This window comes from Bacillus sp. PK6-026, assembly GCF_054161455.1.
Map to the genome: position 1 here is coordinate 2405679 of NZ_CP096418.1, position 18826 is coordinate 2424504.

Annotated in this window: 23 protein-coding genes; 1 reads left to right on the forward strand and 22 read right to left on the reverse strand. The window is 47.7% G+C overall.

Annotated features, from left to right (window positions below):
• Positions 1-2 precede the first annotated feature (2 nt).
• The 14 genes from M1D59_RS12255 to M1D59_RS12320 form a co-directional block, all read right to left on the reverse strand.
• A complete protein-coding gene (locus tag M1D59_RS12255) occupies positions 3-1187 on the reverse strand; it encodes a pyridoxal phosphate-dependent aminotransferase (protein ID WP_023857423.1) in 1185 nt (394 codons plus the stop codon).
• Positions 1188-1208: 21 nt separating this feature from the next.
• On the reverse strand, positions 1209-1694 hold the full coding sequence (gene tseB / locus M1D59_RS12260) for a cell wall elongation/penicillin-binding protein regulator TseB (RefSeq protein ID WP_020451926.1): 486 nt from the start codon (positions 1692-1694) through the stop codon (positions 1209-1211).
• Between the two features lie 9 nt (positions 1695-1703).
• Positions 1704-1874, reverse strand: coding sequence for a YpmA family protein (locus M1D59_RS12265; protein WP_003182913.1), 171 nt, complete (start codon positions 1872-1874; stop codon positions 1704-1706).
• A gap of 152 nt (positions 1875-2026) precedes the next feature.
• On the reverse strand, positions 2027-4819 hold the full coding sequence (gene dinG, locus M1D59_RS12270) for an ATP-dependent DNA helicase DinG (protein ID WP_458117442.1): 2793 nt from the start codon (positions 4817-4819) through the stop codon (positions 2027-2029).
• A 123-nt stretch (positions 4820-4942) separates the two neighbouring features.
• Positions 4943-5326, reverse strand: a complete 384-nt coding sequence (panD, locus tag M1D59_RS12275) for an aspartate 1-decarboxylase (protein WP_003182918.1) — start codon at positions 5324-5326, stop codon at positions 4943-4945.
• Positions 5326-6192 (reverse strand): pantoate--beta-alanine ligase, encoded by an 867-nt coding sequence (gene panC / locus M1D59_RS12280; RefSeq protein ID WP_458117443.1) that lies wholly within the window; start codon positions 6190-6192, stop codon positions 5326-5328. Before panC ends, panD begins: the two co-directional genes overlap by 1 nt.
• Before the next feature lie 2 nt (positions 6193-6194).
• On the reverse strand, positions 6195-7028 hold the full coding sequence (panB, locus tag M1D59_RS12285; protein WP_020451930.1) for a 3-methyl-2-oxobutanoate hydroxymethyltransferase: 834 nt from the start codon (positions 7026-7028) through the stop codon (positions 6195-6197).
• A 248-nt stretch (positions 7029-7276) separates the two neighbouring features.
• Positions 7277-8260, reverse strand: a complete 984-nt coding sequence (locus tag M1D59_RS12290; protein WP_026579392.1) for a bifunctional biotin--[acetyl-CoA-carboxylase] synthetase/biotin operon repressor — start codon at positions 8258-8260, stop codon at positions 7277-7279.
• Positions 8245-9438 (reverse strand): CCA tRNA nucleotidyltransferase, encoded by a 1194-nt coding sequence (locus tag M1D59_RS12295; protein WP_050820864.1) that lies wholly within the window; start codon positions 9436-9438, stop codon positions 8245-8247. Before M1D59_RS12295 ends, M1D59_RS12290 begins: the two co-directional genes overlap by 16 nt.
• On the reverse strand, positions 9398-10579 hold the full coding sequence (gene bshA, locus M1D59_RS12300; protein ID WP_458110759.1) for an N-acetyl-alpha-D-glucosaminyl L-malate synthase BshA: 1182 nt from the start codon (positions 10577-10579) through the stop codon (positions 9398-9400). The genes M1D59_RS12295 and bshA overlap by 41 nt, the downstream gene beginning before the upstream one ends.
• Positions 10579-11280, reverse strand: a complete 702-nt coding sequence (gene bshB1, locus M1D59_RS12305) for a bacillithiol biosynthesis deacetylase BshB1 (RefSeq protein WP_020451935.1) — start codon at positions 11278-11280, stop codon at positions 10579-10581. The genes bshA and bshB1 overlap by 1 nt, the downstream gene beginning before the upstream one ends.
• Positions 11273-11686 (reverse strand): methylglyoxal synthase, encoded by a 414-nt coding sequence (gene mgsA, locus M1D59_RS12310; RefSeq protein ID WP_026579389.1) that lies wholly within the window; start codon positions 11684-11686, stop codon positions 11273-11275. The genes bshB1 and mgsA overlap by 8 nt, the downstream gene beginning before the upstream one ends.
• Before the next feature lie 19 nt (positions 11687-11705).
• Positions 11706-12509, reverse strand: a complete 804-nt coding sequence (gene dapB, locus M1D59_RS12315) for a 4-hydroxy-tetrahydrodipicolinate reductase (RefSeq protein ID WP_050820863.1) — start codon at positions 12507-12509, stop codon at positions 11706-11708.
• A gap of 12 nt (positions 12510-12521) precedes the next feature.
• Positions 12522-12860: a nucleotide pyrophosphohydrolase gene (locus M1D59_RS12320; RefSeq protein WP_023857432.1), complete on the reverse strand. Its 339-nt coding sequence runs from the start codon at positions 12858-12860 to the stop codon at positions 12522-12524.
• 137 nt (positions 12861-12997) lie between these two features.
• Between M1D59_RS12320 and M1D59_RS12325 the strand changes: the two genes are divergently transcribed.
• Positions 12998-13870, forward strand: coding sequence for a YitT family protein (locus M1D59_RS12325; RefSeq protein WP_023857433.1), 873 nt, complete (start codon positions 12998-13000; stop codon positions 13868-13870).
• A gap of 44 nt (positions 13871-13914) precedes the next feature.
• Here the strand turns inward: M1D59_RS12325 and ypjB are convergent, their stop codons facing one another.
• The 8 genes from ypjB to M1D59_RS12365 form a co-directional block, all read right to left on the reverse strand.
• Positions 13915-14715 (reverse strand): sporulation protein YpjB, encoded by an 801-nt coding sequence (gene ypjB, locus M1D59_RS12330; RefSeq protein WP_035338516.1) that lies wholly within the window; start codon positions 14713-14715, stop codon positions 13915-13917.
• A gap of 74 nt (positions 14716-14789) precedes the next feature.
• On the reverse strand, positions 14790-15374 hold the full coding sequence (gene lhaT, locus M1D59_RS12335) for a lipoprotein heptaprenylglyceryl N-acetyltransferase LhaT (RefSeq protein ID WP_026579388.1): 585 nt from the start codon (positions 15372-15374) through the stop codon (positions 14790-14792).
• A gap of 52 nt (positions 15375-15426) precedes the next feature.
• Positions 15427-15576, reverse strand: coding sequence for a hypothetical protein (locus tag M1D59_RS12340; RefSeq protein ID WP_164468298.1), 150 nt, complete (start codon positions 15574-15576; stop codon positions 15427-15429).
• Between the two features lie 35 nt (positions 15577-15611).
• Positions 15612-16379 (reverse strand): menaquinol-cytochrome c reductase cytochrome b/c subunit, encoded by a 768-nt coding sequence (locus M1D59_RS12345; RefSeq protein WP_020451942.1) that lies wholly within the window; start codon positions 16377-16379, stop codon positions 15612-15614.
• Positions 16380-16411: 32 nt separating this feature from the next.
• Positions 16412-17086: a menaquinol-cytochrome c reductase cytochrome b subunit gene (qcrB, locus tag M1D59_RS12350; protein WP_003182952.1), complete on the reverse strand. Its 675-nt coding sequence runs from the start codon at positions 17084-17086 to the stop codon at positions 16412-16414.
• A gap of 2 nt (positions 17087-17088) precedes the next feature.
• Positions 17089-17595 carry a QcrA and Rieske domain-containing protein gene (locus tag M1D59_RS12355; protein ID WP_003182954.1) on the reverse strand — a complete coding sequence of 169 codons (507 nt, stop codon included), beginning with the start codon at positions 17593-17595 and terminating at the stop codon, positions 17089-17091.
• 146 nt (positions 17596-17741) lie between these two features.
• On the reverse strand, positions 17742-18188 hold the full coding sequence (locus tag M1D59_RS12360; protein ID WP_025811228.1) for a YpiF family protein: 447 nt from the start codon (positions 18186-18188) through the stop codon (positions 17742-17744).
• 82 nt (positions 18189-18270) lie between these two features.
• Positions 18271-18810: a ReoY family proteolytic degradation factor gene (locus M1D59_RS12365; protein ID WP_020451944.1), complete on the reverse strand. Its 540-nt coding sequence runs from the start codon at positions 18808-18810 to the stop codon at positions 18271-18273.
• Between the last annotated feature and the right edge of the window lie 16 nt (positions 18811-18826).

The following is an 18826-nucleotide window of genomic DNA, read 5'->3' on the forward strand; positions in this document are numbered from 1 at the left end:
TTCTAGCGGCTGCGATTCACGACAAAGCGGCGAATCCGTGCGACCGCTTCTTCCAAAAGTGACAGGGATGTCGCATACGACAGACGGATGTTGTCCGGTGCGCCGAACCCTGAACCGGGAACGATCGCAACTTTTTCTTCTTCCAAAAGCGCTTCGGCGAATTCATCAACGCTTGAAAAGCCGCACGATTCTGCCGCTTTTTTTGCATTCGGGAACAAGTAGAAGGCCCCTTCAGGCTTCAGGCATGTCAATCCCGGAATGTCAACAAGCAGTTCATACACCTTGTTCAGCCGGTCTTCAAAAGCTTTTCTCATCTCTTCAACAGGCTCGTTTGGTCCATTGTAAGCGGCAATGGCTCCGTATTGTGCGACAGATGTCGGATTTGACGTGCTGTGGCTGGCAAGGTTCGTCATCGCTTTAATGATCGGTTCGCTGCCTGCCGCATACCCGATTCTCCAGCCGGTCATGCTGTGTGACTTGGAAACCCCGTTGATGATTACGGTTTGATTTTTAAGTTCTGGAGAAAGCTGTGCGATGGATACATGTTTTTTTCCGCCGTAAATCAGCTTTTCATATATTTCATCAGATACGATTAGAATGTTGCGGCGAAGGCATACTTCACCGAGCGCTTTCAGCTCTTCTTCCGTATACATCATGCCTGTCGGATTGCTTGGGGAATTGATGATCACAGCCTTCGTTTTTTCCGTGACGGCTTTTTCAAGCTGCTCCGGAGAAATTTTGAAGCTGTTTTCCTCAAGGCCTTCCACAAATACCGGTTTGCCGCCTGCAAGCTTGACTTGTTCAGGATAGCTGACCCAGTACGGAGTCGGAATAATCACTTCGTCCCCTTCGTCGAGGAGCACTTGAAATAGGGTGTAAAGAGCATGCTTTGCACCTGTGCACACGATAACTTCAGATTGGCGGTACTCGATTCCCTGATCGCGCTTGAATTTTTCGCGGATGCTGTCTTTCAGCGCCGCAAGACCTCCGGAAGGCGTGTATTTGGTATGTCCTTCATTCATCGAACGGACAGCCGCCTCAATGATGTGCTCAGGCGTATTAAAATCCGGTTCACCCGCCCCAAGACCGATGACGTCGTGCCCTGCCGCTTTTAAATCTTTTGCTTTTGCAGTGATTGCCAGTGTTGCAGATGGTGTTAACGCTGATACTCTTTTAGCTAGATTCAACTCGATTTCCCCCTGTTTCGTCTAAGGCGTAATATTTTTGTGAATTTTTCCGTTTATAAAGTCCACATAGCTTAAACTGTACTGCCCATCTTTATTTAAGTATGTAACTTCCCACAATAGAACATTGCCTTCCCTTGCAAGGTGCACCTCTTTAAGCTCAGACACAAGGCCTTCATCCTGAACCGCTTTTGAAGCCTGGCGGCCGGTAATGCCGTCTGCCGCTTTTTTGTAAATCGTTTTCTGCTTTTTGTCAGCAGGCACCCAAACATACATTTTGCCGCCTTTTTTGTCCGTCCCTGTGACAATGTACTGCTTTTCTTTGCCGACAAACGTCTCCACGCTGTCAACTTGTTTTAAGCCTGCTTCCTGCTTGGCTGTTTCGGCAGCCTGCTCGTGGCCGCTTTCTTTCTGATCCATAGCCGTACGGTAGACATTCGCTCCCGCAAGAAGTGCTGTTAAAAAGATAATACCAAATATCAGTATGAAAATTAATGTTTTTTTGCCCATTTTCTGCTCCTAAGTACGATAAATCGTAAAAATGGCCTGTTTTTGATCTTCTTCATCGAGAGCGAGGCCGAACATGAGATCATCGCGTTTGAGCGTGCGGTTCAAAAGGTCGACGATTTTATACAGGTCTTCTGAATGCTCGACGCTTACGGTAGATAAAATTTCGATTTTGTTTTCCATTTTTCAAATACCTCCGAACGAAACAATAATTGTAATTCATACTCTCTGTGCCTAAAGCCATACTAGTTGTTACAACGGGATAACCGTTTAAATAAACAGCCTAAAAAATAAAACCTTAATCCACACCATTTAAGAGCCGCTTTATGCGGCTTTTAGCCGTTTTTCCCGGCTATGTACGCTTCAAGCTCAAGGAATGTAGGCTCCATGACTTTTGCAGGGGGCAGAGCCTTCATAAACACCGTACCGTAGGAAGAGGTTCGGATGCGGCGGTCGAGAATCACGACCGTTCCGCTGTCTTTCTCCGAGCGAAGCAGCCTGCCGATACCCTGCCTGAATGCCAGGACAGCTTCCGGCAGAGATACCGCTTGAAACGGGCTTTCTCCCCTTCTCTTTGCCCGGTCACACTTGGCTGATTCAACGGGGTGGTCTGGCGGCCTGAACGGCAGCCTTGCGATGACCAGCGTCGTCAGCTCGTCACCCGGAAAGTCAACGCCCTCCCAAAAATGGTTCGTTCCGAGAAGAACCGCATGGGGATACGATCTAAACAATTTCATAACCTTGACGGGGCTTCCGCCGGAAATCCCCTGCGCAAGGAGCTGACAAGGAAAGTCTTCCTCTTGTTTTATTGCATGGTAGACATCTCGCAGCATATCATGAGACGTAAACAGGACGAGCACTTTGGCGTTTTTCTGTTTTGCAAGCGCCTTGACATAACGTGAGACATCTCGAATATAGTCTTCAGGATCGTTTTGAATCGGGCTGACATCCGTCGGAATCATGATGTTCATATGCTTATCATAAGAAAAAGGCGCCTCGATTTGCAAGGTCCTCGGATAGAAATCGCTTAAACCGAGCTTTTTGATCATATAGTCAAATGAGTTCTCGACGACAAGCGTCCCCGATGTGAGCACAACACTTTTTTTCTCGGTGAAAAACCGGTCGGCCAGAATTTCGCTTGTATCAAGCGGCTGAGCGTAAATGGCCGCGGCGTTTTTTGCGCCCTTCGCGTCAATTTCAATCCAGACGACCTCATCTTCGACAGGGTCAAACATCAAGCGGGCGAGCGTCTTTCGATATTCTTCAAGGTCGTCCATGCATGAATCGTATTCCTCTAACAAAAACACCTGGCGGCTGGTGAAGGAAGCCTGTTTTTCAGCGAGGCTTTTCTTTTGATCCGAAAACAGCCGGTGCATGTCATACAGCAAGGAACACAGTCTTCTCGCGCTTTCTTCAAGCCTGTTCCATGCCCTGCTTTCACCGATTTCGCCGATCTTATATAAGAGACGGTTGAGATCGTTTCTTGGTTTCCTCCGCTTGACAAAAGAATGAACAGCCGTAAAGAACAGATCGCTTTCTTCAAGAAGCTGAGCGAGCCATTCGTCCATTTGGAAAAAAGATTCTGGTGAAATGCCTGCTGACCGGTAGAGGCGTTCGGCTTTTTTTAAAATCCCCCTTTGTTTGAGGGTGCCGAGCCGCATCAACCTTTTATGGAGAAAAACATAGTCTGCTCTTGCCCCATACTGCTCGCCCGCTGCGCGTTCAAAGTGATGGGCTTCATCAATAACAAACGTATCGGCATCACCGGTATGAATTCGCTGATTGGCTTCGTCAGTCAACAGAAGCGCATGATTGGTAATGATCATATCAGCCTTCTGCGCCCGCGCTTTGGCTCTCTCATAAAAACACAGTTTCCTTAAGCTGCTGTTTTCTGCATATGAATGCGAATCATATGCCAGTCTGTCCCACAGAAGCTTTCCGCCTGACGGAAGATTAATTTCCGATAAATCGCCCGTTTCTGTATCTGTCAGCCAGACGAGAATTTGCGCTTTTGCAAGGACGCTATCATAATTGTCATCATCTTCCTGTAAAATATGCTTGAACTTGCGAATGGATAAATAATGAGAGCGGCCCTTTAAAACCGCGGCTTTGACCGGGAAAGGAAAAATCTTTTCCAAAAGCGGGATATCACGGTTGATCATCTGTTGCTGAAGCAATGTCGTATATGTGCTGATCACGACCGGCTTGCCTGTTTGCTTGGCGCGGATTGCAGCCGGCACGAGATATCCGAGCGTTTTTCCGATTCCAGTGGCAGCTTCGATCAGAGCATGCTCATGATTTTGAAAAGCGGTCCAGACCTCCCGCATCATTTTCGTCTGTCCTTCTCTCTTGTCAAACCGGTCGTTCAATGAAGAAAGCCCGCCGTCTTTTTCCCAAATAAGCGGCTCTGTCTGCGGGACCCGGCTCTTATGACCGGCCTCTTCATCCTCGTCTTCAGGGGTCCTGATCACAAAGGAACCAACCTTCATAAAGCCGGCATCAAGTTCGGCATCGGCACCTTTTTCAGCGATCAAGCCGTCAAAAAGCTCCTGCGCGTCACTGATCAAATGCCAGGATAAACGTCTGATTGATTTCAAAACCGGAATCGGCAGCCTTTTCAGTCTGTCCATCATATGTAAAAAGATCAAAGCGGTCACTTCCGCATCGCTGTCAGCCCTGTGCGGGTTTTCATGGCGAATCTGAAGCTCTTCGCTCAGCTCAGTCAATTTATAGCCGTCAAAACCCGGAAAAACGATTCTCGAAAGCTCCACCGTATCGAGAACGCTGCATTCAAGCTCGCCAAAACCGGCCTGCTGCAGCTCATACTTTACAAAAGCAAGATCAAAATGAATGTTATGAGCGATAAAACAGCTGTCTTGAAGCAGCTCAAAAATATCTTCGGCAATCGCCGAAAATGGCTCTTCATTTTCAACCATTTCATTCGAAATTCCCGTCAGCTGCTCGATAAAAGCGGGAATCGGCTGATTGGGATTCACATATTTGGAGAAACGTTCGGTCATTTGTCCATTTTCAATCACAACCGCTGCAATTTGAATGATTCTGTCGCCTTTTTTCGGCGAATTCCCTGTCGTTTCCACATCAATGACCACATATCGTTGATTGTTCATTCAATGGACACCTCAATTTCGATACCTTCGACAAAAGTGTAACACGTTTTAGAAAGATGCGGGGAAAAAGCTTCGCCTTCTACTCTTTCTAAACGATATGAAAGCCCCCTAAAGGCAAGGGGGCTACAGAATGGTACGGGCGGGCTCCTGACCCAGCATTTCCTCGATTTCGTTTCTCTCGTTCAAAACGGCAACCTTCGGCTTATGGGTCTTTGCTTCCTCTTCAGACATCATGGCATAAGAAACGATGATGACGACATCTCCCACTTGAACAAGGCGGGCGGCAGCTCCGTTTAAACAAACGACGCCGCTCCCCCTTTCACCGGGAATGATGTACGTTTCCAGCCGGGCCCCGTTATTATTATTCACAATTTGTACTTTTTCATTTGCCATCATTCCGACGGCATCCAGCAAATCTTCATCAATTGTCACGCTGCCGACGTAGTTCAAATTGGCTTCCGTCACTCTCGCTCTGTGAAGTTTTGCGCTCATTAACGTACGGTACATCATAAATCCTCCTTTTGATCTGCCGGGATATCGACGATGATATTATCAATTAAGCGGGCTTTGGAAAACTGAACGGCAACCGCTATGATGACTTTTCCAGTCAATGGCTCCCTGATCTCCAGATCGGGATATGAATAAATATCCGCATAATCGATGACACCGCTCGTTTTTTCAAGAATGCTCCGAACCTCTCGCTTAACAGCTTCCGCATCCCTCTCTCCATCGCGGATCAGCTCGGCGCCGCGCTGAAGGGCTTGAAAGAGAGCGGGTGCTTCCTGCCGTTCTTCTGCTCGCAGGTTGACATTTCTTGAGCTTTTGGCAAGCCCGTCTTCTTCCCGTTTTGTTTCAACCGGGATCAGCTCAATATCCATGAAAAAGTCGTTGATCAGCCCGTCGACAACGGCAACCTGCTGCGCATCTTTCATGCCAAAATAAACCCTTGTCGGAAAGGTGAGATTGAACAGCTTTGTGAGCACTGTTGCGACACCGTCGAAATGACCTTCCCTTGAACGGCCGCAAAGGACGTCCGTCCGCTTTTTCACGCTTGCGGTAACCGTCGACTCCTGACCGTACATTTCTTCAGGCTCAGGAGTGAACAAGATGTCCACTCCTCCGTCAGCCGCAAGCTGCCGGTCCCTTTCGATATCTCTCGGGTACGCTTCATAGTCTTCACCCGGACCGAACTGCATAGGATTGACAAAAATGCTCATCACGACAATATCATTGTCTTTTCGCGCTTTTTCCACAAGCGACATATGGCCTTCATGAAGGAAGCCCATTGTCGGCACAAAACCGATCGTTTTGCCTTCTTTGCGATAATTTTTCGTTGCATTTTGTATATCTTTTGCTGTATGGATCTGAATCATGCTTATTTCCCTCCGTATAATCCTTCAAGAACTTGCTGATCGATACGGAATGAATGAGCATCTTCAGGAAACACGCGGCTTCTGACATCCTCAACATATCCCCGAAGCGCTTGTTCAAGCGGCTGATCGATTTGCACATACTGTTTTACAAATTTAGGCGTCCGGCTCACTCCGTGTCCGACAACATCGTGGTAAACGAGAACTTGTCCGTCTGTACCAGGGCCTGCTCCAATGCCGATGACAGGAATCGTGAGCTCCTTTGAAATCTGTTCAGCGAGCGCTGCCGGGACGCATTCGAGAACGAGCGCAATTGCGCCTGCTTCTTCACAGCGCCTGCTGTCTTCAATCAGCTTGCGGGCGCTTTCTTCATCTTTCCCCTGAACTTTATAGCCTCCCAAGACACCGACGGATTGAGGAGTCAAGCCTAAGTGGCTGACAACAGGTATTCCGCCGCGTGTTAAAGCCGTGATCGTCTCAAATACACCGTCGCCGCCTTCAAGCTTCAAAGCATCGGCTCCGCTTTCCTGAACGATCGCCGCGGCATTATTCAGAGCGCTTTCCAAAGAGCAGTGATAAGACATAAACGGCATATCCGTCACCACAAACGTATCTTTTGCCCCGCGTTTGACAGCTTTTGTATGGTGGATCATATCAGCGACCGTCACAGATACGGTCGAATCAAGGCCGAGCACAACCATGCCGAGCGAATCGCCGACAAGAATCATATCGACGCCGGCCTGTTCGGCAAGCTTTGCCGCCGGGTAATCGTAGGCCGTCAGCATGACGATCGGCTCTCCCTCTTGTTTCATTTTTAGAAAATCAATCTTTGTCTTCATGTTTTCTCCTCCTCTTTTTCAGAGGAGATGAGCTGCCGTGCTTGCATGAGCATCTTTTCGGACAGCAAAAAAACCTTCCGGCAAGAAGAAGGATTTCGAATCGTCCGTGTTCGGCAAGAATCATCCCTCTGTCCCAGTCCTTTTTGGATCAAGGCAGACTGTTTTTTATCAGTTGCATGTTTTCCAGGTGCAGTTCCTACAGGATACTGCCCATCCGAAGTATACCAAAAACGCATGGATCCTTCCAACTATGATGGATTTATATCGATATCGGCGGAGTATATTTTTTTGATGCCGTCACTCGTTTCCAGGATCAAGACGCCTTCTTCGTCTATTCCCAGCGCTTTGCCGTGAAACGTTCCGTTCAGCGTCCTGGCCGTCAATTCACGGTTCAGGCTCAAAGCGTAGCTCTCCCATAAAAGCTTGATCGGCTCGAAACCGTAGGCGAGATAGTCTTCATACCTTTTTTCAAATGTCGCCATTATCGTTTGAATCAAAGCGGCTCTGTCGATTTTTTCACCGCTTGCGAGACGAAGGCTTGTCGCTGTTTCTTTTAATTCTTCCGGAAAGTCGCCAGCAAGCTGATTGACGTTGATCCCCATTCCGACGATGACAGAATGGACCTGATCGGCTTCCGCCTGCAGTTCGGTTAAGATCCCGACGACTTTTTTGCGGTTGATCAAAATATCGTTCGGCCATTTGATTTCAGCTGCGATGCCGGTTTGCTCTTCGACTGCCTGAACGATCGCGACTGCGGCTAAAAGCGTCAGCTGCGGCGTTTTTTGCACGGGCATTTCAGGTCTTAAAATGATGCTCATCCAAATGCCGTTTCCTTCTGGGGAATGCCATGCTCTCGCCATTCTTCCCCTTCCTTCAGTCTGCTTGTCGGCAACGATGATCGTTCCTTCCGGCGCACCGTTGTTTGCTAGCTCATGGGCGATTTTTTGAGTTGATGAGACGACATCCTGAAAATGGATGGTCTGTCCCATTTTTTTCGTTTTTAACCCGAGCCTGATTTCATCTTCGGTGATTTTGTCAGGTTTTTTTATCATTTTATAGCCGAGCTTTCGGACCGCTTCAAGTTCATATCCCGATTTTCTCAGATCTTCGATATGCTTCCAAACGGCGGTCCTTGAGCATCCGAGCTCTTCGCTGATTTTCTGGCCTGAAATGAATTCGCCGTCGGCCTCTGTAAACAATTGAATGAGTTTCTTTCTTAAATTTGACTGCATGAATCCAGCCACTCCTCTATGGCTTTTTTTTGATTGGCAAGCTCCCCGTTTAACACGGCCCGCTCAATCCGTTTCAAATCATCGGACACCCATTTCCCGGCCGGCTTCTTTCTGAAATTCAACAAATCGCTTCCAGACACCGCCAGGTCTTTCAGGCTTTTAATCGGAAGCGCGCGGTACGACTGTCTGATTTCAGCCAGCCGCTTTTCATCGATTGCCTGCTTGTCCCTTAAGCTGCGGATGGCGGAAGCGGACAGCAGCGTCTCTTCCCCCGCCTCATACATCGAGACGGCATCCCATTTTTGATCGATTCGTTCAGCCGTCAGGAGCGCCTGTTTTATGACTTTCCCCGGAAGCTTCCACCCTTTTAAAAACCGGTGAGCCTCAGCGGAATCGAGTGATATCATGTGAATGAAAGCCGCCCATATATCCGCTCTTTTTTGAAGTTGGTAAAAAGGAAAAGCACGGGCAGCCAGAACGCGCTCCTTTTTGCCGTCCAGCCCCGGAAGCTCTTTGTAAAGCCCTGTTTCAGCCGCCGCTTCCAAAGCCCTGTCCGCCGCTTTTCCTTTTAAAAGCTTTTCGAATTCAACCGTTTTCCGCTCTGTAGAAATATGAGCCAAGAGCAGACGGTTTTCGCAAATCGCTTTTTTTGTATTTGGAGAAAGCTCAAACTCGAGCTGACTCATAAAACGGAGCGCCCGCAGCATGCGTAGCGCATCTTCGTGAAAACGCTCCGCCGGGTCGCCGACCGTTTGAATCAATTTTTCCCGTATGTCGCGGAGTCCGCCGAAATAGTCGATCAGTCTCCCCTGTTCATCCATCGCCATGGCATTAATCGTCAAGTCCCGCCTCTTCAGGTCTTCTTTCAGCGATTTGATAAATTGAACGCCACTCGGCCTTCTGTAATCCTCGTACTCAAGCTCTGCGCGAAAGGTCGTCACCTCATAGGATTCTCCTTCAAAGAGGACGATGATGGTTCCGTGTTCCTTTCCGACATCAACGGTTTTCGGAAAAATGGCTTCAATTTCTTCCGGGGATGCATCTGTAGCGATGTCAATATCACCGATATCCCGGTTCATTTGGGCATCCCTGACAGATCCGCCTACAAAGTAGGCCTGCCGGCCGTGTTTTTTCAGCTCACGAAGGAGAGGAAGAGCCTTCAAAAAGAGATCCTCCATTGTCACACTCCCCGTCTGTTAATTGTTGATAAATTTCTTCATATTGCGCGATGATTTTACTGGAAGAAAAGCGCTCCTTGATGCTTTCTAGCGCCGCTTCCGCAAACTGGCGCTGCAGGCTTTCATCAGTCAGCAAATGGAGCGCTTTACGAGCTGCGCCTTCAATATCTCCTACATCGACCAAGTAACCGGATTTACCGTTTTTGATCACCTCGGGAATCCCTCCGATATTGGTGCCGATGCACGGAACGCCGCAGGCCATCGCCTCCAGCAGCACTAAACCGAAGCTTTCCTTCTCGGACAAAAGCAGCTTTAAATCGCTGATGGCGTAAAGCTCTTCTACGCTGTCCTGTTTGCCCAGGAAAAGAACATCATCTTTTAGTCCGAGCTGTCTGACAAGCTGGCAGATCACGGTCATCTCCGGCCCGTCGCCGACGAGAATCAGCTTCGACTTCATTCGTTTGACAATGCGGCTGAAGACATGGATGACGTCCTGCACGCGCTTCACCTGTCTGAAATTGGATACGTGGATGATCACTTTTTCATCAGGGGCGATGCCGTACTGCTCTTTCAGCGAATGATGCTCCTGCTTTTTTAAATACACGCGCTCATCCACAAAATTATAGATCGTTTCGATTTTTTTGTTCGGTTTGATCAAATCGTACGTTTGCGCGGAAAGAGCTGAAGAAACCGCTGTTACGCGGTCAGACGACTCGATCGCAAACTTGATCAGATCTTTTAAAGACGGATCATAGCCGAGAACGGTTATATCTGTGCCGTGCAGCGTTGTGACCGTTTTAATGTTTCCGTTCAGCATTTGCTTCGCTAAAAAAGCGGAAATCGCGTGAGGCACCGCGTAGTGGGCATGCAGAACATCAAGCTGTTCCCGCTTCGCCACCTCCGCCATTTTGCTGGCCAAAGCCAAATCATATGGCGGGTGCTTAAACACGGCATATTGATTGACTTCGACTTCGTGAAAATAGATGTTGGAATACACTTTATTGAGCCTGTACGGAACACTTGATGTAATAAAATGAATTTCATGTCCTTTTTCCGCAAGGAGCTTGCCGAGTTCGGTAGCGATAATTCCTGATCCTCCGACACTCGGATAACATGTGATTCCGATTTTTAACTGTTTCATCATCCGCCCCCAAATAAATCGTTGTTTAACAGAAGAGTCCGCTTTGAAAAAAACCCTTCCGCGTATGCGACGCCGACCTCTTTTCCCAAAAGCTTTTCCCTTGCTTCGACCGTTTCAATATATCCGTTCGTCAGCGGTGTTTCAACCGACTGCCGGGAACGGGTGAACTGGCTCTGATAAGCAGCAAGGCTTTCCTTTTTTTGATTGATCGTTTCGGAAATGTCGATGACAAATTCAGGTTTGTGAAAACCGTTGATCATATAGTAGTACACGTTTTGGACTTTATGGGCCGGCTGTTTTTCTGCATCTTCGTATTTATGTATTCCAGCGGAAAAGACCGCTTCTTCGACGATTTCCGCTGCGTGCCCGTGATCGGGATGCCGGTCCTTCGGATAAGGGACAAAGACAAGCTTCGGCTTATGTTTTCGAATGACGGCAACCGCTTCCCTGATCGCCTCCTGGCTGGGAAACAGCCCCCTGTCCGGTAGCGTGAGGGAAATCCGCGCGCTGGCGCCGAGAATGTCGGCCGCCTGCGCCGCTTCGCTTTTTCTCGTTTCGACTGTTCCGTTTGAAGACAGTTCAGCCTGGGTTAAATCGCAGATGCCAATTTGAAAGCCTTTTTTAGTATATTTGGCAATGGTTCCTCCCATGCCGATTTCTACATCATCGCTGTGCGCGCCGAAAGCCAGTATATCAAGCATCTCGATCCCCGCCGTGGACAATGTTTCTGAATTCAAACGCGCCTTCCTCGACAGATCGGATCAAGATTTCCGCCGTTCCCATATTGGTGGCGAGCGGAATGGCATAAACGTCAGACAAGCGGATAAGAGCTGACACATCAGGTTCGTGCGGCTGGGCCGTCAGCGGGTCTCTCAGAAAAATCACAAGGTCGATGTCATTTTTCGCGATTAAAGCACCGATCTGCTGGTCTCCGCCAAGCGGTCCCGATTGAAAACGCACGATGGGCAGCCCTGTCGCTTCGGTGATTTTTAAACCGGTCGTCCCTGTCGCAAACAGCTCGTGCTTTTTTAAAATATCTTTATAAGCGGTCGTCAGCTGAATCATGTCCTGTTTTTTTCGGTCATGGGCAATTAAGGCGATTTTCAAAGCGATTTCCCCCTTCTTGTTACTCTATGATATTTTCAAGGCCGTAGACAAGCTGATCGATTTTCATCACTTGTTCAACAGCCAGTTTCACACCAGACATAAAAGATGCGCGGTTGTATGAATCATGACGGATTTTCAAGGTTTGGCCGTCTCCGCCGAACATCACTTCCTGATGGGCGATCAATCCCGGCAGACGAACGCTGTGGAGACGGATTCCGTTTTGATCGGCTCCTCTTGCTCCCGGCAGAATTTCTTTTTCATCCGGATGCCCCTGCGTTTTCGCTTCGCGAACAGCCGAAATCATTTCCGCCGTTTTCAAGGCCGTTCCGCTTGGTGCGTCAAGCTTTTGATCATGGTGCTGTTCAATGATTTCGACATCGGTAAAATAGTTGGCAGCCATTTGCGAAAACTTCATCATCAACACGGCTCCGAGCGCGAAGTTTGGCGCGATGATGGCTCCGATCCCCTTCTCGTCGGTCAGTTCCATAAGCTCGTTCAGGTCACTCTCAGAAAATCCTGTCGTTCCCACAACAGGACGGACGCCGTGCTCCAGCGCGATTTTTGTATGTAGCTTGCCGATTTCCGGCGTTGTCAAATCAATCAGAACGTCCGGAGCCGTTTCTGAAAAGCATTCGGTAATATCGGTGTAAATGACGGCTTCTGAACTTGATATCATCACGTCTGACAGCTTTTCACGGTTATATGTACGGTCGATTGCACCGACAAGCTCAAAATGTGCGGTATCTTCAACAAGTTTGACCGCTTCGCTTCCCATTCTTCCGCGCGGTCCTGCTATTGCGATTTTAATGGTCTCCTTTTGCATCTTGATTCTCCTCTACTTTCCTTCTTCTTTTCTTGTCCAGCGGTCTTTGTCACGGGTGTTGAACTTCTCCATGACCATATCATGCGCTTCATCCAATGATATATGAAGCGAATTCGCAAGACAAACTAAAACGAACAATACGTCGCCGATTTCTTCATCGATCTTTTTTTCCGATTCGGTTTTTTTCTTCGGTTTTTCACCGTAATGATGGTTGATTTCCCTCGCCAGTTCGCCAAGCTCTTCCGTCAGCCTGGCCATCATGGCAAGCGGACTGAAATAGCCTTCTTTAAACTGGCCGATATATTCGTCAACCTCACGCTGTATATCTTTCATCGTTTTTTCTTTCGTCATGCTGACAAAACCTCCTGTCATCTCTTACATGTTAGCGAATTCAAACAAGTTTGACAAATGTTTAAGACGGGTTTGCTGTTTTAAAACGGATACACTATAATATTAACGCCAGCTTATGGAAGGAAAGGAGTTTTTTTATGTTCGGAGACATCAGAATGAAAAACGTCCTGTTTATTTTAGCAGGCGCCGCTGTTTTTTCCTTTGGACTCGTTCATTTTAATATGCAGAACAACTTGTCGGAAGGCGGTTTTACCGGCATTACCCTGCTGCTTTATTTCCTGTTTAACATCGATCCTTCCATATCCAATCTGGTGCTGAACATCCCGGTCTTCTTCATCGGCTGGAAACTCCTCGGCAGAACGGTCTTCTCATATACCATTCTCGGCACAGTCAGTCTGTCGGTGTTTTTATGGATTTTTCAGCGCTTCCAGATTCATATGCCGCTACAAAACGATCTTGCGCTCGCGGCTCTTTTTGCAGGCGTGTTTATCGGTACCGGATTGGGCATTATTTTCAGATACGGCGGAACGACGGGCGGCGTCGATATTATTGTGCGGCTGATCAACAAATATTTTCAAGTGCCGATGGGCAAAGCCATGTTTGTGTTTGACGCCTGCGTCATTACATTATCCCTTATTTTTTACCTCTCCTATAAGGAAGCGATGTACACGCTTGTTGCCGTATTTGTCGCCTCAAAGGTCATCGATTTTATGCAGGAAGGCGGTTATGCTGCAAAAGGCGCCACCATCATCTCTGAAAAGAACGACCAGATCCAGCGCAAAATCATTGAAGAAATGGAAAGAGGCGTCACGGTTTTAAAAGGTCAGGGGTCATATACGAAAACAGAGCGGGACGTTCTCTACTGCGTCGTTCCGAAAAATGAGGTTTTCCAGCTGAAAAACGTGATTACCTCGGTCGACCCGCACGCTTTTGTAGCCGTAAGCGACGTACACGACGTTCTGGGAGAAGGGTTTACGCTTGATGAGAACAAAAATCCCATCACACGCTGATTGAAGGTCAGCAAAAAAAAGAAGCTCGCGATCAGCGGAGCTTCTTATTTCGGCCAATCTTTTTCTCTTTTTCTGCGCCTGTCCTCTTCAGCTTTATACTTTCTGAAACCGACATATGTCAGCGTCGAGAGGATAATGCTTCCTGTCGTCAGGATGACCCATAACAGTGAAGGGTCTGCATCATCTTCTTCTACTTGATCAAACACATCTTCCAAATCTTTTTCCAAAAGCGTCAGCCTTTCCAGCTTGCTGCTTTCCGTCATTTGCTGAAAGCCCCCGTTTTCCACGACTGCAATATGGTTGGAGACGCTTTTTAACTGCTTTGGCGAAACATCAATCGTTAAGCTTGGATAAATCGTATCATACAAGGATAAAAAATGATTCCACTTTTCCCTGAATGTCAGGTTGTCTTCTTTCTGAATCCCGGCCTTCAAAGCGCTGAAAGAATCCATGATCGGCTTTTTCAAACTGCTCCACAGCGGATCATGGTCAGATTCTATGGCGTCCATCAGCATTCTAAACTGGGCAGCGGCTTTAAATTTCTCCTGCTGTGCGACATCTTCGCTTTCCAGCCTTTTCAGCGTATCATGGTAGGCCAGACTGACCTGGCGGATTTCCGAGCCTGTCATAATACCCTCTGTTTCCCCATTCTCCGCTGCTTTCAGCCGTTTTTCAAAGTATTGAAGAATTTGTACCGCTTCCTCATATTGAGACTGCCTTGTTAGCTGGAATACCGTATCTGACAGTTCCGTCAATTCCTGCAAAGCCAATGATTCTTTCGCTTTTAAACCGGCCGCAGGAAAAACAAGCGCAAGCATCATGCAAAGGATCACCTTTCGTATCATTACGGTCCCTCCCACTCCTTCTATTAAAGCGTATGAAGAGAGGGACAAGGTTAGACCTAGATTGTGAATCCGTGTTACAGCTTAAAAGCTTTCCGGGACAAAACCAAGTAATAGGCCAAAGCAATCGAAGCGATACTGAGCCAAAATGTAAAATAGCCGATCTGCGGCATATATTGATCGAGCATTGAATAATTCGGCATCATGCCAAACAAGTAATCAATGACATCATTATGCAGCGTCCAAACAGCCGCAAGCGCCAAATGCCACCCTTTAAACCGGTAATGAGGGGCGTACAGCACGCCTTGCACAGCCATTGCGAAATGCGACGCGATCAGCATATAGCCCGTCCAATGGAGGCTTCCGGACACCGCAAGCACAAGAATATTCATCACAACCGCCCACAGCCCGTATTTGACGAGCGTAACAAGCGCAAGCGCCTCAAAGAGAGGAGCATTCCTTCCCAATAAAAGTCCGATGAGAACAAATAAAAAAAACAATGTCGCCGTCGGGCTGTCGGGAACGAAAATCAGAAATTTCGCAGGCGTATTCGTCAGTTGCGGAAGGTACCAGTAATACCCGTAAACCGTACCGAAGAAATTAATGATCAAAAGCAGCAGAAGCAGCGGCTTTTGAGCGAGCATGTAGGAAATCAGTTTCAAAGCAATCAACTCACAGTCTCTTTAAATAAAAAAAGCCGCCGCCGAGTCAGCTTCACAGACTGACCGCAGAAACGTGCGCCAAGAAGCAGCGGCCTTTCCGGCTTCCGTACGGTTCACGATCAGCAGCGGTCAAAATTGAAAAGGCCATCGACATCGTCGACAGCCCGAGAGGCTGACTTGGCGTCAGCTTCAGCTCTATCAAGAGTATAGCCTGCCTTCATCAACTTGACAACCGTTTTATTTCGCCGTTGTTTCGGAGATGAATTTAGACAGTTCTTTAAGCTCTTTATCAGATCCTTTAAAAACGCCAGCAGGCATTTCGCCTTTTCCTTCCTTGGCGATTTTCGCAATCTCTTCCGGAGACAAGCCGTTGTCAACGAGAGACGGGCCTGCCGCTCCTCCCTGCATGTTGTCTCCATGGCACGAAATACAGCCTTGCTCCTGATAAATCTTATACCCTGCTGCACTCGTATCTATATTGGCCTCTTCCTTGATCTTACCCTGCTCTTCAGCAGCGGCCCAGTCGTGGGTGACAACGGACTGCCATGTTAAGAAAATCGTCGCTGAAATTGCCAAAAGCATCAACCCTACGGCAACCGGGCGTTTAAACGGCCTTCTTTCAGGGCCTCTGTCAAGAAACGGTGCCAATAATAGCGCTCCGAATGCAATTGTCGGGATAATAATTGCGCCGACCACCGTATACGGCCCGGCAGCATATTCGTATTTCAGCAATTGGTAAAGAAATAGAAAATACCAGTCTGGCAAAGGTATGTAGCCGGTATCGGTCGGATCTGCCATCCGCTCGAGCGGAGGCTCATGCACGATGGTCAGCACGAGAAAACCGACAAGGAAAACCGCCCCGACCATCCATTCTTTCAACAGGAAATTCGGCCAGAACGCTTCCGTTTTCCCTGGAAATTCGGAATAATCTTTTGGAATATTCGGTTTTCTTTCCGCCGGGATCCGTGAATCACCGACAAACTTCATCCCTTTTCCCCTCTTCATGCCATCCCCTCCTTCTCAATTGAGTCGCTCGCTTACAGCGGCCCAGAAATTCCTTGCTTGCGAATCATGATAAAGTGTGCAGCCATCAGTCCGAACAGAGCGGCTGGCAGGAAAAAGACGTGTATGGCAAAAAAGCGCGTCAACGTCTGAGCGCCGACAATATCCGGATGACCGGCAAGCAGCGTTTTAATTTCCGAGCCGATCAGCGGCGTCGCCTCAGCAATCTGCAAACCTACTTTTGTCGCAAACAGAGCTTTCATATCCCAAGGCAAAAGGTAGCCTGTAAAACCTAAACCGAGCATGACAAAGAAGATCAAAACGCCGACAATCCAGTTCAGCTCTCTCGGCTTCTTATAGGCCCCCTGGAAGAAAACCCTGAGCGTATGAAGAAACATCATCACAATGACCAAGCTTGCACCCCAGTGGTGCATTCCCCTTACAATCTGTCCGAACGCCACTTCATTCTGCAAATAATAAACAGATTCCCAGGCGTTTTTAATATCCGGAACGTAATACATCGTCAAAAACATGCCGGACAGCACCTGAATCACCGTAACGAAAAACGTCAATCCCCCGAAGCAGTACACGAAAGCTGAAAAATGGTGAGCCGGGTTCACGTGTTCAGGAACTTCATGGTCGGCGATGTCCCGCCAGAGCGGCGTAATGTCAAGTCTTTCGTCCACCCAGTCATAAATTTTGTTTAGCATGATCACCCATCCTTCCTCGGCTTGGCTTTCCCTAAGTAAAGGTAGCCGTCTTTAACCTCTTGCTCATAGCGGTCCAAAGGAGCAAGCGGCGGAGTTCCGGGCACGTTGGTACCATCCTTTTCATAAAGTCCGTAATGGCACGGACAAAAGAACTTATTCGGATTTTTAGGATCGCTGTTCCAGTTGACCGTACACCCCAAATGTTTACAAACCGGTGATAAAGCTACAATTTCGTCCCCACTTTTGAAAACCCACGCTGATCTCGATTCTTCCGATTCGTACCAGGCATCCACTTGTTTGATTTTAAAATCGAAGCGCTGCGGTTCATTTGTCAATTCATCAACGCTGACAACCTGAACCATGTCCTGATCTTCAGTCGGCCTTAAAACCGGATCGAGCGCGAAGCGAACCATAGGCATGAGCATCCCCGCCGCCATAAAGCCGCCGACTCCGGTCAGCGTATAGTTTAAAAACTGACGTCTGGATACCCGATGTCTTTTTTCGCTCATCTTCATATCCCCCCTCAAGTCCCCAGCTACAATATAACTGAAATAGAAAAAAATTCATGAAACTAGGACACCCTCATAATATATCAATATTTTAGGAAGGTCAACATTCCCAAAATCATTATACAAAGGAAATGTAAGTGTTTTTATTAAGAGTTCCAATATTGTAACAAAATGTTCAATATTTGCTCAATTTGGTCTTCCAGCAGCTTCTGCTTTAACGAATCCTTCATATGTTCGAGAGGAATCGCCGGAACCCACAGCAGCTTTTGCTCGCTTTCGAGCACCTGCTTCCAGCGTTCATCCGTCGTTAAAAAAACGATGTGGCGAAAATGTTTTCCGGCCATTTCTTTTAAATCGGCGATATGCTGCGCCGATTTTTCATTCGCATCTAAATATGTACAGGGCGGAAACAAATAGATTCTGCCCTTCAGCTGCCTTTCAAGTTCTTCTGCAAGTATAGACGTAAATTCCCCTTTTGATACGGCCGATTTAAACTGATCTCCCAAATTAACCGATATTAAAGGGATGACAGCTGTATCGATGTATTCTTTCGCGTTCAAGTAAATATCCGCATCGTGCGTATTCCATTTCACGGCTCCCGGCCTCCTCGTTTTGACAGCGCTTTCTCCGGAGCTGAACAAGCCTTGCTCTCGGCAAGGCTTGATTGGCAGCGGATTATCGCAGCTGGCTCAGTTGTTTAGCTAGTTTTTCGAAGCTCTCTTTATCTTGGCGGTCAAGCGCTTCATCGATTTCCCGCAGCAGCTTTTGTCTCTGAAAAGTGGAAATGGAATGCTCCAAAATCTGTTCAGCGACAATTTTATCTTTTTCATTTTCATATAGGTCTTTCGGAATATGGGGGTTGGCTTCGAGTACCGCCGCATATTCCGGAGAATTATAGGCTGAGCGGAAGTTCAGCTGGATAAAGAGATCCTGCTGCTTATTCAGCCTGATATCATGAAATGATTTTTCTGCATCGGTCGTCATGACATTTTCTTTATAAAAACGAAAAGGCACTTCCTCAACGCAGTGGGTAGACATGATAATGCCCCTCGGACAAAATTCGGCCTGCTCGACAAAATGCACTTTTTCCATCAGCGAGTCATGGCTCATTAAATAATTCAGAATCCATACACACTCTCTTCGTTTCAGCTGATAATGGTTGAGAAACCAGCGGATAAAATCTTTTTTTTCATTGACAGAAACAGGGGTCTGCATGTTATTCCCTCCTCTA